At 49.2% G+C, this 14,441-nt stretch carries 11 protein-coding genes; 6 read left to right on the top strand and 5 right to left on the bottom strand.

Annotated features, from left to right (window positions below; genetic code table 11):
* Positions 1-31: 31 nt before the first annotated feature.
* A complete protein-coding gene (locus tag N6G83_RS45045) occupies positions 32-1,213 on the top strand; it encodes a fimbrial protein (RefSeq protein WP_260524182.1) in 1,182 nt (393 codons plus the stop codon).
* Between the two features lie 142 nt (positions 1,214-1,355).
* On the top strand, positions 1,356-1,928 hold the full coding sequence (locus N6G83_RS45040) for a helix-turn-helix transcriptional regulator (RefSeq protein ID WP_024530347.1): 573 nt from the start codon (positions 1,356-1,358) through the stop codon (positions 1,926-1,928).
* A 94-nt stretch (positions 1,929-2,022) separates the two neighbouring features.
* Here N6G83_RS45040 and N6G83_RS45035 read toward each other — a convergent pair whose 3' ends face one another.
* Entirely contained in the window at positions 2,023-3,474 is a 1,452-nt protein-coding gene (locus N6G83_RS45035; RefSeq protein ID WP_211135709.1) for a PLP-dependent aminotransferase family protein, read from the bottom strand.
* Positions 3,475-3,639: 165 nt separating this feature from the next.
* Between N6G83_RS45035 and N6G83_RS45030 the strand changes: the two genes are divergently transcribed.
* Positions 3,640-3,879, top strand: coding sequence for a DUF1127 domain-containing protein (locus N6G83_RS45030; protein WP_211135708.1), 240 nt, complete (start codon positions 3,640-3,642; stop codon positions 3,877-3,879).
* Positions 3,880-4,096: 217 nt separating this feature from the next.
* On the opposite strand, the gene N6G83_RS45025 is transcribed toward N6G83_RS45030, so the two are convergent.
* The 4 genes from N6G83_RS45025 to N6G83_RS45010 all read right to left on the bottom strand — a co-directional run bounded on the left by N6G83_RS45025 (position 4,097) and on the right by N6G83_RS45010 (position 9,571).
* Entirely contained in the window at positions 4,097-5,425 is a 1,329-nt protein-coding gene (locus tag N6G83_RS45025; protein ID WP_211135707.1) for an exo-beta-N-acetylmuramidase NamZ domain-containing protein, read from the bottom strand.
* 36 nt (positions 5,426-5,461) lie between these two features.
* A complete protein-coding gene (locus tag N6G83_RS45020; RefSeq protein ID WP_024530344.1) occupies positions 5,462-6,547 on the bottom strand; it encodes a hypothetical protein in 1,086 nt (361 codons plus the stop codon).
* Between the two features lie 18 nt (positions 6,548-6,565).
* Positions 6,566-8,431, bottom strand: coding sequence for a glycoside hydrolase family 3 protein (locus tag N6G83_RS45015; RefSeq protein WP_211135706.1), 1,866 nt, complete (start codon positions 8,429-8,431; stop codon positions 6,566-6,568).
* 279 nt (positions 8,432-8,710) lie between these two features.
* The gene (locus N6G83_RS45010; RefSeq protein WP_024530342.1) at positions 8,711-9,571 is read right to left on the bottom strand and encodes an SIS domain-containing protein; all 861 of its coding nucleotides are present in this window, start codon (positions 9,569-9,571) and stop codon (positions 8,711-8,713) included.
* 228 nt (positions 9,572-9,799) lie between these two features.
* Here N6G83_RS45010 and murQ point away from each other — a divergent pair, with 228 nt between their 5' ends.
* From murQ to N6G83_RS44995, 3 genes are all read left to right on the top strand, one after another.
* Complete coding sequence (murQ, locus tag N6G83_RS45005; protein WP_074027882.1) at positions 9,800-10,708, top strand: N-acetylmuramic acid 6-phosphate etherase; 909 nt, start codon at positions 9,800-9,802, stop codon at positions 10,706-10,708.
* Between the two features lie 2 nt (positions 10,709-10,710).
* Positions 10,711-12,162 (top strand): PTS N-acetylmuramic acid transporter subunit IIBC, encoded by a 1,452-nt coding sequence (murP, locus tag N6G83_RS45000; protein ID WP_074027883.1) that lies wholly within the window; start codon positions 10,711-10,713, stop codon positions 12,160-12,162.
* 410 nt (positions 12,163-12,572) lie between these two features.
* The gene (locus N6G83_RS44995; RefSeq protein ID WP_211135705.1) at positions 12,573-14,297 is read left to right on the top strand and encodes a PglL family O-oligosaccharyltransferase; all 1,725 of its coding nucleotides are present in this window, start codon (positions 12,573-12,575) and stop codon (positions 14,295-14,297) included.
* Positions 14,298-14,441 lie beyond the last annotated feature (144 nt).

Here is a 14,441-nt window from a genome sequence, read left to right as displayed (position 1 = left end):
GGGCCCGGCCAGAGAGAGGGGGGAATGACGTATGAAGTTATCGATCAATAACGTGTCAGGTTTGCTGGGGGGAGTTTTGTTAACGGCAGCCAGCCCTGCTAGCTGGGCCGCTGTGGCCGTGACGCTAAACACCGGAGTCCAAACAGTAGTCGTTCCCTTGAGCCCGCCGCAGATTTCGGCCGGGGTAGATGTACCTGTGGGGACCGTGCTATACCAGGCGAGTCTGATTATGAAAGATGGGACCTTTACCATAAAATGGCCTGCGTCGGATGTTGGAAAATACTTTTATTATACTAGCTCAGCGTTTGTATCAAATACTCCGCAGCCTTCTGCTAATCTGACAACGGGCCCTTATGCAGGCGGGGTCTATCAAACCGGTATTCCCGGTATCGGCGTGGCAATTTTGAGTGCCTCGGGAACCCCCATAACAACAACCAAGCTTTATGCTGAGGCGCAGAATCTTCTTGGGTCAGAATTAGCTGGACTACTTACCGAATCAGGTGCAAGCAACGTACGAAATGTCGCACTGATTAAAACCGGCCCACTTACACCTGGAACTTACATTGCGAGCGGCGCCAATTTTCCTACCGTTACGCAGGGTCTGGATGTTTCACAAACCAGCCACACTAATGCTGCCGCAACCAGTGGGTTACCGGTATATAATTGGATTTTCAGCTTTCAAGGGAATATCACGGTATCAGCGCAAACCTGTACGACGCCAGATGTCGCTGTGACATTGGGAACTTATGCAATAGCTGAGAATTTTACAGCATTAAATTCAACAACCCCTTGGATTGATGCCTCTGTTGCCCTGATTAATTGCCCCAAATTCTATGGTTTTTATAATTCGACTAATGCGCCATTGTTAATGAATTACAATACTGGAACAGGCACCTCAACGACCTCTCTTAATAACACTATTGGCGTGCGATTAACCCCGGCGACGTCCGTAGTGGATTCCGTCAACGGGATTATGGCCATCGATTCGACGGTGGTCGGGGCCGCTTCGGGTGTAGGCATCCAGCTCGGTTGGGGAGATAGCAGCCAAACGCCGACGCTGTTTAACTTTGCGGCAGAACAAACCATAACTCTACCTAAGGATGGCACTTCGACGATTCGCGTGCCATTGTCTGCCCGCTATATTCAAACCGCGACCACGCCTACACCGGGCAAAGCGAATGGCAAAGTGACGTTTACCATCAACTATTATTAACTATAAAAGGCGACACCGAAAAAATAAAGGTCTCGAGTGTCGTCATATGTTATAAAAAAATCAATACTGTCTAGAGGCTTAGCAAGCCGTCGGCAAGTGTTTATATCACGGATTTCACATATAAACCATAAGGACTAATGGCATGTCAATAAATATTAAAGTCATTACTGAAAATTATTATTTCTTCATCGGGATTAAAGAATATCTCCAAAACGATGAAAGAGAAGTGAGCCATATAGACTTTCATGAATTGAATAGCACCCCAAGAAATAATTTAAAAAGTGATGACGTATACATTTTTTACACATTAAATTATATTAATGAAATCTTACTCTTGATTTCAACCAATCCTCTTCCTGGTCGGCTGATTGTCATTCCAGTCAATAATAGGTCAAATTTCAACATTGCTTTTGAAAAGAACATTTTACTGGATCCCCATGCAAGTGTTAAAAATATTCTAGATAAGATAACTGAGGATTTTGAACATGAGAAACCGCCTATAGACTTGCAGAAAGGGAAGTTAACCAAAAGAGAAAAAACCATACTCACTCATACGATTAATGGCATGAATGCCACTTCTATTAGCCAGTTTTTATGTATCTCGATAAAAACAGTCTATACACACAGGCGGAATGCTTTTATTAAGCTTGGGGGGAGGAACATGTTCGAAGTATGGCCAGTGAGAAAAGAGGTACTCAGGATGGCGATTTATTGATTTTACCCTCTTGAGCGCCATTTTGCAGCTTTAGCAACGATATGGGCCATCGCCGTGTGGGCCGATGGCGCCAAGCATCCTACTGATAATTGGCTTATTGGTTTTGCTTTTCTGTCGCCAGCGCTGGCTGCTCCACCTCCAGCAATTCATAAATCGTCTTGCCCACCTTTTGGATCGCATGTTCAATCTCGCGGGTCATGGGCTTGCTGTAGCTGAGCCGGAGGCAATTGCGGTATTTTCCTGCCGCAGAACTGATAAATCCGACGGCAATCTGTATGCCCTGCGGCAGCAAACAGCGGTTCAGGCGCAGGCTATCGAACCCATAAGGCAGCTCCACCCATAACATAAAACTCCCTTGCGGCCTGCTCAGGCAGGTATTCGGCGGGAAATACTTCATGATCCAACCCGTCATAATGTCGCGATTACGTTGATATTGGCGGCGCATGCGGCGTAAATGTTGCAGGTAATGCCCTTGTTTAATGAATTCAGCCATAGCCAACTGCGGCAAAGTGGGAACCCGCCCGGCGGAAATGTATTTCATATGCAACGCTTTTTCTAAGTAACGGCCTGGTGCAATCCAGCCAACCCGCAGGCCGGGCGCAACGGTTTTAGAGAAGGAACTACACAGCAAGACGCGGCCATCCTCATCAAAGGAGGCAATGGTCGGCGGGCGTGGGTATTGATAAGCGAGAGCACCATACACATCGTCTTCAATAATCGCTACGTCATAGCGTTGAGCCAACGTCAACAGCGCTTTCTTACGCTCATTCGGCATGTTGTAACCCAACGGGTTATTGCAGGTCGGTGTCAACTGGATGGCTTTGATCGGCCACTGATCCAGCGCCATTTCCAACGCCTCCAGGCTGATACCCACCACCGGATCGGTGGGGATTTCAATCACCTTCATCCCCATCCCTTTCAGCGTCTGCATTGCACCATGAAAGCTGGGGGAATCCACCGCCACAATGTCGCCAGGCTGGCAAACGGCCCCTAGGGCAATCGCCAGTGCGCCATGGCAGCCAGAGGTAATGATGATATTGTCTGCCGATTGATGGTTGCCGCTGTCCAGCATCAGGCGGGCAATCTGCTCACGCAACGCCAGAGTGCCGTAAATACTGTCGTAATCCAGCACTTCCTCGCTTTGATGCAGGCTGATACGGGCGAGCAAACGGTTGAGTATTTTCAGTCCTGGGCCAGACAGGTCCGGCGTGCCGACGCCCAGATGTAGCACATTGTCTTGAGCGCTAGCCTTTAAAAACTCCAGCGTATTTTCCCACTGAGATATCTCGACCGGCCTTTGTGCATGGCTGCATAGCGCGGGGAGAGCAGGCAGATTTGAGCTACAACGCACGAAGTATCCCGATTTCGGCCGCGCCTCGATCAGCAGGCATTCTTCAAGTTGCCGATACGCCTGCTGTACGGTGCTGATACTGACCCCGTGTTCGTCACTCAGCACCCGAACGGAAGGCAGCCGCTCTCCGGGCACATACAGCCCTTCTTTGATGCGTTGGCTAAGGATATTGGCCAATTGTTGGTAGCGAGTCATGGATATCACCTGATAAAGAGAAGGGACCAGTACAGATGGCGCTGATTTTTACCATTCAGACTGTTTAGCACATATCTGTATGGAAATAATAGCCAGCTTTTGCATCTGTAATGTTTTTCACCGAAGCATCATGCTAAAGGCTCATCGACTGACGGGGAGCTGATTATGAGTAATGTTATTGAAAATCAAATTGATGGCGGCTGCTTGTCAGCTGAGAAAACAAGAAATAAACGCCGTAATATTGTTGTCCGTTTATGGCTAAAAGCATACAGATGGGCAAAGCGTTGGAATGAGAGGCGCAAAGCAGCCAATACGCTGGCAAGACTGAATGGCGATCAGCTAAAGGATATCGGTCTACGCCGGGATGATATCAAGCGAGACTACAGCCGTCCGTTCTGGCGCTGAGCTGGGTTAAGGAGAGTAGAACATGAGAGGGGGCTATAGAAACCTCATCTCAGTGGCATGCTGCGCCCCATAACTGGCTCACAAAAAAAGAGGTGGCAAAGACTACCGCCACCAAAAGTCAAAGTCATAGGAAAAGGGAAGGGTTAATGACAACGTGGCAATGACTGAATTTGTAGGGGGCGCAACATGTGGCGCCCCTTGCGCCATCGCAGCCTCGTTAAGGGTAAAGTTTATATTTCTCGCGCAGTTGCAAATAGCTATCCACCCCGGGTTGCCACTGGGCCTCGATGAATTTAACCGTTTCATCAACAGACAGCTTTCTTTCGCTTGCGTCATTCAGCAACGTAACCAGCTTGCTGGTGCCGGTGAGCTTGGCCAGCCACTGGGGGCGTATCAAGAAGAATTCCTCCTGATAATCCAGGTACTGCGCTTCTTTTGCAGCAGGGAGCACCATCTCATAGCCCGCAGTCTTGAACTTGAACCACCAGTCGACCAGATAACGTATCGTTGGCTTAACCTGGCCGATGTCGGTAGCGGTCAAAATCTCCCCGCACACTTCCTTTCCGGCCTGTGGCCAGCCGGTTTTCTGCTGGTTGATATCCACCTGATAGCAGGTATTGACGTAAAACTGGCGCATAGGAAAACCCAGTTGTTCAAATGGATGGTCTGAACCTCTGCCCATATTGACGCTGGTGGCTTCAAACAGGCCCAAAGAAGGGTAGAGCTGGATGGCCAGATCGCTGCGCAGGTTCGGTGATGGCCGTACTGGCAGTGAATAAGGGGTGTCATGGGTATAGTTAGCCATGCCGATCACCATCAGGTCTTTAGCGGGGAACTGATAGTCTTTGATGCCAAAGGCCTGCCAGTTGGTATCGTTGAAATTTGTCAGCCAACCCTCGCCGGTGATCATGCGGGCAAACTCCCCCGAGGTGAGCCCGTGCACCATCGGTATCGGATGCATACCAATCCCCGAGATGTTTGTCTCCTCGAGAATAGGGCCATACACATGGCTGCCGAGCGGGTTAGGCCGGTCGAATACCATCATTTTTTTATGGTATTTTTGCAGGCTTTCCAGCATATGGTGCAGGGAAATGGTGTAGGTAAAGAAGCGAACGCCCACATCCTGCAGATCGTAAATAACGATATCGACATTGGCTAACTGTGCCTCGGTGGGATGGGCTCGAGACCGCCCATCCTCATCCCGACCATACAAAGACACGATCGGCAGGCCGCTATGTTTATCGCGATGATTATCGTCGCCCAGTCCGGCATCGGCATTACCGCGAATGCCATGTTCTACCGAGAACAGGGTGGTCACGGTAAATTGATATTTTTCCTGCTCGGCGAGCAATTTGTCGATGGTGTGCCGGCCCTGTTTATTGATTGAGCTTTGGTTCACCATCAGGCCGACGCGCTGGTTTTTCAGCAGTGGCCCATAGGTTTGTTCCTGATCGACGCCGAGCACTATGCCTGGTACAGCGCTGGCATAGCCAGCGCTGATGAACGACGAGCACAGGAATAACACTGTCAGTAGCAGATGCCTCATTCCTTATTTCTCTCTGTTAATGGGATCAATTGCCCGTCAGAAGTTATGCCGCAGTTCCAGCGCCCAGAACCAGAAGTTGTTGCTGGTTTTATCACCGTTCATCCAGGTTTGTTCCGGGCGGTAATAACTGTCGACAAACAGCGACGTTTGTTTGTTAAACGGATAGATTGCCTGGAAGCCGTAACGGCTACGGTCTTTCTCTTTATAAACCGTTTCCTGGTTTCTGGAGTCGCGGAAGCTTTGCGTCCCTTTAGTCAGTGCCAGGCGGGTATAAGGCATTAACATCACGCCACTGTCGAACTTGTAACGGTAAATCGCCCACAGGAAATGTTCCTTGTTATACAGCGTATTGACCAGTTGCTCATCAATGTACAAATAGTTCAGCCAGAGGGAATTTTTCTGGTTAAACGTCAGGTTTGCTCCCGCAAAGTGCTCATTGATCTGGCTCCAATCGCGCTTGTAAACCCCATAATCCCCTTTGGCCCGCGCATAATCCAACTTGCGGTCAATCAGGCGGAAAGAGAGGCTGGCATTAAAACTCAGGCTATCAGAGTATTTGTAATAGGCTTGCGGACGGATCCAGATCTCGTGCCGCTCCTCGCCCTTGCGGATATCCCCTTTGTATTCCGGTGCTGCCAGCGCTGGGTTGCTGATGGACGGATAATGCCAGTTGTCGTTACGATAACCGAGGCGTAATTTGGTGTTGCCAGTTTTTCCTCCCAAAGTGAAGGGAAACGTTCTGGTGACGCCTGCCTGCCAACGTGTGCGGTCATATTCTGGCGTATTGTCCAGATAGGTTTTCAAAAATTGGACATCATACAGCCACAATGAATCATTCTGGTAAATAAAGGCACCGACATAAGGTGAGGTTGCTACGCTGCCACGGATATATTTCCAGCGGTCGTCACTGTCTATCTCCTGCTCGGTGCCAATATAGGTATCGAAGCGCCAGGTTTGTTGTTTAAGTTTATCCTGTGCTTCTTTCTTTTCTTTTTCTATTTGCTGAATGCGTTTATTGAGTTTGATGATCTCCTGATCATAATCTGTCTCAGACTCATCAGCCAATACCGGTTGTGCCATGAGAATAGCACTGAAAATCACTAGCCCTGTTAAGATCTTCATGTTTTACCTTCAGAGATATTATAATGCCGTTAATCCGTAACCGCGTGGGTAGAGCACGTTATTATTATCTGGTGTTTTAATATCAACCGGCAATTTACCGTGAGGCGTTGCAAGACTATCCCCTGTAGGCCCCTTGAACAGCGTTCTTAAACCACTGCGAATGTTGGTTTCCAGGCTGTTGCGGACGTTATTGGTCACATCAAAACCGGTGATGCCATAAATCGCAATATTGGCCTTTACGTCAGATAAATAGGCAATGTCATACGGGTTGCGCGTAGCAATAACTACCAGAGGAATGTTTTGCTTATTGGCGACGTCGATGATGCGCTGGGCATTGACTGGGTTGAGCTTCAGGTTGTAGGTGGCCAGGATAACCAACTGCTGACCTTGCAGTTGCTGCTCAATTTCTTCTGTCGTTAATGTATCCTGATCCAGCTTAACCACCTGATCCTTTACGTTTAATCCCACTTTCAACTCATTGGCAATCTGGCCCAGATGCTTGTTGATTAACTCATTGCGTGGGCCTTCGTCCGAAAAGACCATGATGTTGTTTTGTGGTTTCAGCGCATAAGGCAGAACCTGCTCATTTTTGATCAGCGTAATGGCCTGCTCCGAAATGGCGTTTTCCAGATCCTTGTGCGCCTTGGAGGCGACAATCCTTTCAGCCGTGGCAGTATCATGAGGCGCAGGGGAGATGCGCTTACTGAGCTTGGTATAAATCACCCGCTGCGCAGAATCTTCAATGCGTTGCTTCAGCACCGGATCTTTCTCCGCTTCTGCCTGCAAATAAGCATACAGTTCGCCGAGTTGTTCAATGCTGGCGCTGTCTTTAATCCCTATTGGCATCAAGACGATATCATTACCGGCTAAAATAGCCTGCTTGATGGACCAATGACGATCAAAATTGCCGGTAATGGCCCCCATGTCCATGGCATCCGTCAGGATCAGCCCGTCAAACTTGAGTTGATTACGCAGGGTATCGGTCAGGATCGCTTTGGATAAGGTGGCCGGGGTACCGATTTTCTCTCCCTTGATGTTGGTCAGGATGGTGCTATCAAGCGCTGGCACCACCACATGGGCGGTCATGATGGCATCGGTATCGGGCATTACGTCGACAAAGGGTTTCAGTTCGGTCTGTTGCCATGAAGCCTTATCCGTGTTGACGCTGGGGAGGGCAAAATGGGTATCCGAGGCGACGTTGCCGTGCCCAGGGAAGTGCTTCAGAGAGGTGAGTACCGGATATTGGTGAATACCCTCGATATAGCTGCGAGCTAATTTCCCAACCAGAATCGGATCGTCGGAATAAGAGCGAACGCCGATAACTGGATTATTCTGGTTGTTATTCACATCCACTACCGGCCCAAAGTTAAAGTTAAACCCAAGGCTGGTTAACTCATAACCATGAATATTCCCGGCTTGTTTGGCTAAATCGGCCACACCGGTAGCGCCTAGCGCCATATTACCCGGCATCTCGGTGCCCACACGCAGACGAGTAACATAGCCGCCTTCCTGATCGGTACTGATAAACAGCGGTAAATTAGTCCGTGCGTGCTGGAAATTATTAATCAACTCAACCGTTTGTGGAGTGTTAATCAGGTTTTCACGGAACAGGATCACTGAACCCAAATGATAGTCCGTCATCATTTTACTGACGTGGGTATTCATCTCGGTAAAAGGGGTTTTACTTTCGCTGCTATTTTCATCCCAGTAACGAATGTCAATCATCAACATTTGTCCGAGTTTTTCTGCAAAACTCATGTCGGCAATGAGCTTTTCAGTTGCACCTTTGGGGGAAAGCCACATCTCTTTTAGTTGGGCTTCTGGAATAGCGGCAGCATAGCTTCCGGCGTTAAATAAAAAGATGGCCGGTATTATTTTTTTCATGGGATGACTCCGAGGTATCAATTTCCGGCGATTGTACATTCCAAACCAGGTAATAAAGTGATAATTATCACAGTTGATCGATTCGTGTTTGTGGCGCGGAAAGGAATAATGCCGGTTTTTTATACCAGCATTGTATCGCGCAGCTTGATTGGTAAAGGGGGCGAGCAAAGAATAACCCTTTAAGGGCAAGAATATCTTGCGGTAATTATTTTAATCCCGTCATAAAAAGTTAAGATAATTCTTGTCATTGTTTTAATGGTATTCGGTTTTTTCTGGGGGTCAGTCGTCCAGGTTATTAATGGTCATGCTCGCATTCAGCACCAGAGGTTTGGCAATCTCTTTGCGTCGTTGCATTAACGCCAGGAAAATCAAATCCGTCAGGGTATTTTGTGCGGTTCTGGACGAAATCGAAGAGCTACGCCACTCGTTTTCATCAGAGACACTTTCCAATACATAATCGGCTATTTTGGCTAAAGGATTGTCCTTGCTGCCGGTTATGGCGACCACCGTCGCTCCCTGTGCTTTGGCCATCGAGGCGGCGATATGCATATCTTTCCTGCGGCCACTGAAAGAAATAACGATTTGAACGTCTTTGGCGGTTAGCGCCTGCGCGGTGGCAATCTGGACGTGAAGGTCGGCTTCCACCAGGCTCAGGATACCGATCTTCTGTAATTTGTAGCTCAAATCTTTGGCGGTGAGACCCGAGCCCCAAATGCCTACGATCTGTACGCGTTGCGCGTTATCGATGGCATCGACCACCTGTTGGAAAATGGCGAAATTGATCCTTTTTGTCGTCTCGACGATCGCGGCATTTTTCTCATGGGCCAGTTTTTGTGCCACCACCATCAATGAATCTTCCGACGAGATGGCGTTATGCAAGGCCTTGTGCGGATAGGACTTGAACAGGTTATTTCTACCCAGCTCCTCACTGATGGCAATTTTCAGGGCAGGGAAGCCTTTCATGCCGATTTTCTGGCTAAACTTGACGATGGCTGACTGGCTGACCCCCGCATCTTCAGCAAACTGGGAAGAAGACATACTCAGGACGGCTTCCGGGTTATCAAGGATATATTTAGCGATCTTTTGCTGGTTTTCGGCCAGGCTTGGCAACAACCAGGTGATTTCGTTCAGGACTGACATCAACAATATCTCCACTGTGTGTAATAGATTATTCCAGTTAGGGGGCTTTTCATTCCTTTGACTTATTTATTTGAAATTGTTGAAAATTAAAGTTTAAATGGCGGTTATTTTTCCGTCTTATTCCTGATTTACTCGTCGGCGAGAATAGATTTACCGTGACGATTATCACATTTGCCGAATAAATAATTCCTTAACATTGTCGAAAATCTTAACCCATTGGAAGCCCCTATGAAGATAAATTTAAGCCAGATGGTGACGGAAAGCCGCAACCCGGCCAGTTCGCAAATTGACACGCTACCTACTCTGGACATGCTCGCAGTAATCAACAGCGAAGACCAAAAAGTGCCGCTGGCGGTAGCTGCCACCTTGCCAGAAATCGCCAGGGTAGTGGATCTGGTAGTAGAGGCTTTTGCCTGTGGTGGTCGATTGATTTATTGCGGCGCAGGCACTTCTGGCCGGTTGGGGATCCTGGATGCCAGTGAGTGCCCACCAACATACGGCACGCCGCGTGAACAGGTCGTTGGTCTGATTGCCGGGGGGCATGCCGCGATTTTGCAGGCGGTGGAAAATGCCGAAGATAATCCGCAAATGGGCGAACAGGATCTGCGTAATCTCGGTTTCAACGCGCGTGATGTGCTGGTTGGCATCGCAGCGAGTGGCCGCACCCCTTATGTACTGGGGGCAATGGCGTATGCCCGTAGCGTTGGGGCGACTGCTGTGGCCATCTCATGCAATCCGAATAGCGCAATGAGCCAGGCAGCCGATATCGCTATTGAACCGGTAGTCGGCCCAGAAGTGGTGACGGGGTCGTCGCGCATGAAAGCGGGAACGGCGCAGAAGTTAATCCTGAATATGATCACCACCGGCGCGATGATCCGCAGCGGCAAGGTTTACAGCAACCTGATGGTCGACGTGGAGGCCACCAACGCCAAGCTGATACAGCGCCAGGTCAATATCGTGGTCGAAGCCACCGAGTGCAGCCCAGAGGAGGCGGAAGAGGCACTTAATCAATGTCAGCGTCACTGCAAAACCGCGATTGTGATGATCCTCGGCGGCTTGTCTGCCCCTGAGGCCAGCGCGGTTTTGAGTAAAAACAAAGGATTTATCCGTCAAGCACTGCAAGGGATACAGGCATAACCATGGCGAAAATAACCGTTCCTATGATAGAGCAAATTTTACTTCTGGTCGGCGGCAGTAAAAATATCATTATCTGCGGTAACTGCATGACCAGGCTGCGTCTGACGTTAAAAGATCGTCAGCAGATACGGCTCGATGAGTTGAAGAAGATCCCTGGCGTGATGGGGGTAGTTAACGGCGACGATCAACTGCAGGTTATCCTCGGCCCTGGCAAAGCTCAGACTGCCAGCGAGATGATGAATGCGTTGTTAACGGCGCAGCCGCAGCAGGAACGGGGGAATGCCGAGCAAGCTGACTTGCAGGCCCTGGCAAGTGAAAACAAGCAGCAGATGAAAGCCAAGCAAAATAGCGCGGTACATAATTTCCTGACTAAGTTTGCCACGATTTTTACGCCGTTGATCCCAGGTTTTATTGCCGCAGGGCTGTTGTTGGGGATTGCTACCCTGATGCAGCAAACGCTGATCGTGGAGGGCGTAGCACCGGCCGCATGGCTCAAAGGGCTGATCGCTTACATGAAAGTGTTCAGCATCGGTTTGTTTACCTTCCTCAGTATCCTGATCGGCTTTAATACTCAGAAGGCCTTTGGTGGCACCGGGGTTAACGGTGCGATCATCGCTTCACTGTTTGTTTTACGCTATGTCCCTGAAGGAACTACAGGCTATTACGCAGGGATGAGCGACTTTTTTGGGCTGGCGATCGACCCACGCGGTAACATTATTGGGGTTCTACTGGCCTGTATCTTGGGCGCATGGATCGAAAGGCAGGTGCGCCGGGTGATCCCCGATAATCTGGATATGATCCTGACTTCGTCAATTACCCTGCTGATCACTGGCGCCATTACCTTTGTGGTGATTATGCCGGTTGGCGGTGAGTTGTTTAAGGGCATGTCATGGCTGTTTATGCACCTGAACGGCAATCCGTTCGGCACCGCCATTCTGGCCGGGTTGTTCCTGATCGCCGTAGTGTTTGGCATTCATCAGGGCTTTGTGCCGGTTTACTTTGCCTTGATGGATGCACAGGGCTTTAACTCGCTGTTCCCTATTCTGGCGATGGCCGGTGCAGGGCAGGTGGGGGCGTCGCTGGCGCTGTTTGCTCGGTCACCTAAAGGCTCTTTACTGCGTACCCAGATTAAGGGGGCCATTTTCCCTGGCCTGCTGGGGATTGGTGAGCCGCTGATTTACGGCGTTACCTTACCGCGTTTGAAGCCCTTCGTTACCGCCTGCCTGGGGGGCGCGGTCGGCGGCTTCTTTATCGGTCTGGTTGCCTGGATGGGGTTGCCGGTGGGGCTGAATACGGTGTTTGGCCCTTCGGGTCTGGTGTCGATTCCATTAATGACCTCAGCCAAGGGAATTTTCGCCGGCATGTTGGTTTATGTCGCCGGTATATTGATCTCTTATACCGCCGGATTTATTCTGACCTGGCTATTTGGCAGCAAGGATGTTGATTTAAGTTAATTTTAAGTTGAATTAATCCTCTTATCGCACGATGGCCCGGTTTGCCGGGCCAAACACTCCTTAATCGGCTGCGCCCAAACGGCCGTGGTATATTTTTATAAAATAATCAATGTATTAACTTGGTTGTGGTATGCGTTTAGCCCCCTCGGTAATTCAGCAATATTGCCATTGAGTTTGCGATCTCTGCTGTTCACTTAGCATTTAATTTTTTATTATAAAAAATTAAATGTATTTTGCTGTTAATTATCAATCATTAAATTGATTGGTTTGTCACGATGTTGTAGCCTCTAATACATCAATGACTATAATTGATGTGAAATTTATTATCCCCCCCGTAATTTGAAGAGTGATAAGAATAAAAGAGTAATACCGTCGCTCTCAACACTAAAGCTTATTTCATCAGGTGAAAAATGCATCATCCACAAAGTCCTTTACCATTGGCTAGCCCGGTGGGACTATCCTTATTGCCTCTAGGGCTGTTACTGATTTGGTTGATATTTCTTAGCCCGCTTGCCTTGCCTAATATGGGCGGAAGTGGCCTGAAACTGCCGCATAATATCCTGACTTGGGCAGTGATGGCTGCCGTCACTGCCACCCTCTGGCTGACACTATCGGCCAACTCTTCCATCTCGCTTAGCGTAACTGCCCGTTGGCTGCTGCTGGCCGTGGTGATCCTGGCAATTCCCCTATTATATACCTCGCCACATTGGCAGAGTGCGGGAATGGCACGCTGGCTTGGGTTAGCTGGCGGTTGGGTTTTTTACGTCTCATGGATGCAATATCGCCCACCGCACTTTGCCCGGCATTGGCTATTTTACGCCATTCTGCTGGCCGCGGTATTCCAGGCGCTGATTGCTCTGTTGCAATTGGCCTTACCGGAAGTTGTACCAGCCTGGTTTGACTACCCAATGAAAAACGACCGGCCTTATGGGGTCTTCCAACAGGTGAATGTTCTAGCCAGCTTTATCGCTTGCGGATTGGCACTGGCATTGATGCTGTTGTTGTTGCCTGATTTTTCCTTAACCCAGCCAAAAGCAGAACGATACAGACGTTATGCCTTGGGGTTGGTACTGGTGCTGTTTCCCGCATTGTTGATGTGGTTACAGTCACGGATAGGTTGGCTTGGCGGCGTTATCAGCGGGATATTGTTGCTCTGGTTGGGATGGCGGCAGGCAAAAAAGCTCACGGGTATCGCAACAGGCCTAATGCTTTTGGGTATCACTATCGCATTCATTTTTCAAATAAATGGAGGAGTTGAAACGGTTGAACACACCACATCAAACCAGGCCCGGTTGATCATGTTGCAGGACAGCATAAAGATGATTGCCGAAAAGCCTTGGCTGGGTTGGGGTTACGGTGGATTCGAATATAGTTTTCAGCACTATCGCCTGGCTGCCGGATTATCCACATTGGGTCTTGGCGTGGTGCGCCATCCGCATAATGAAATCTTACTGTGGTGGGTTGAAGGGGGCATGGTTGCCTTGGCTGGCATGATAGTCTTACTGTGTGCCGGTATCAGGTTGCTCCGGCTATCCTGGCGAAAAAAAGGCGCAAGCCTGGCGTTGGCCATCGTGCTGCTCCCTTTGCTGTTACACAGCCAAACGGAATACCCGTTTATGCTGTCTAGCGCACATTGGGCCATTTTTTTACTGCTGCTGGCACAGTGGGATTGCCAAACCGATAAGGCCACAGAGCGCACCACTTTATCTTCAGTAACTCACTCATTTTTAAGAACTGTAGTGCCTATGGCTTCAGCCGCCATCTGCATAGTGGCCAGTATTGGGCTATATGCCAATTTGTCTTTAACCGCCTTTGAACGTAATCACTTTGCGGATATTCAACCCGCTCACCGTGCGATGGCGTTTGACCCCTGGGTGAATACCGAACGTTGGCATTACGATCAACAGACCCATGCGTTGCTAATGTATAACCAGTCCCGCGCCCCCCGCTTGCTTGAAAACTATGCTCAATGGGCACAGGGCTATCTTGCTCAGCGGATCGATAAAAATATTTATGCCTCATGGTTGGCTATCGCGCAATATCAACAGGATACCGCCACCTACCGGCGTTTACATCAGGAAGCAAAGGCATTATTTCCCACCGATCCACGGTTTTTAAACGATTTGCCTGAGTGAAGAGCGATAAGTTTAGACGGGGATGCGGACTATGATCCGTGTAAGCCAACAATGCGCTGGTAAGAGTGGGCAATCCGTTGGCCTGCCAGCGTAGGTCAGTGGCTTATCATGTGCCTTGCTGCTACGGTATGGTCTTTACGGATA

The sequence above is a fragment of the Serratia sp. PL7 genome, from assembly GCF_945957435.1.
Note: the sequence above shows the minus strand (reverse complement) of the source record. Positions and strands in the feature narration are given on the sequence as shown.

Bases quoted from the DNA above. Each gene is read 5' to 3' on its own strand.
- N6G83_RS45045 (WP_260524182.1), top strand. From the start codon at position 32: ATGAAGTTATCGATCAATAACGTGTCAGGTTTGCTGGGGGGAGTTTTG.
- N6G83_RS45040 (WP_024530347.1), top strand. From the start codon at position 1,356: ATGTCAATAAATATTAAAGTCATTACTGAAAATTATTATTTCTTCATC.
- N6G83_RS45035 (WP_211135709.1), bottom strand. From the start codon at position 3,474: ATGACTCGCTACCAACAATTGGCCAATATCCTTAGCCAACGCATCAAA.
- N6G83_RS45030 (WP_211135708.1), top strand. From the start codon at position 3,640: ATGAGTAATGTTATTGAAAATCAAATTGATGGCGGCTGCTTGTCAGCT.
- N6G83_RS45025 (WP_211135707.1), bottom strand. From the start codon at position 5,425: ATGAGGCATCTGCTACTGACAGTGTTATTCCTGTGCTCGTCGTTCATC.
- N6G83_RS45020 (WP_024530344.1), bottom strand. From the start codon at position 6,547: ATGAAGATCTTAACAGGGCTAGTGATTTTCAGTGCTATTCTCATGGCA.
- N6G83_RS45015 (WP_211135706.1), bottom strand. From the start codon at position 8,431: ATGAAAAAAATAATACCGGCCATCTTTTTATTTAACGCCGGAAGCTAT.
- N6G83_RS45010 (WP_024530342.1), bottom strand. From the start codon at position 9,571: ATGTCAGTCCTGAACGAAATCACCTGGTTGTTGCCAAGCCTGGCCGAA.
- murQ (WP_074027882.1), top strand. From the start codon at position 9,800: ATGAAGATAAATTTAAGCCAGATGGTGACGGAAAGCCGCAACCCGGCC.
- murP (WP_074027883.1), top strand. From the start codon at position 10,711: ATGGCGAAAATAACCGTTCCTATGATAGAGCAAATTTTACTTCTGGTC.
- N6G83_RS44995 (WP_211135705.1), top strand. From the start codon at position 12,573: ATGCATCATCCACAAAGTCCTTTACCATTGGCTAGCCCGGTGGGACTA.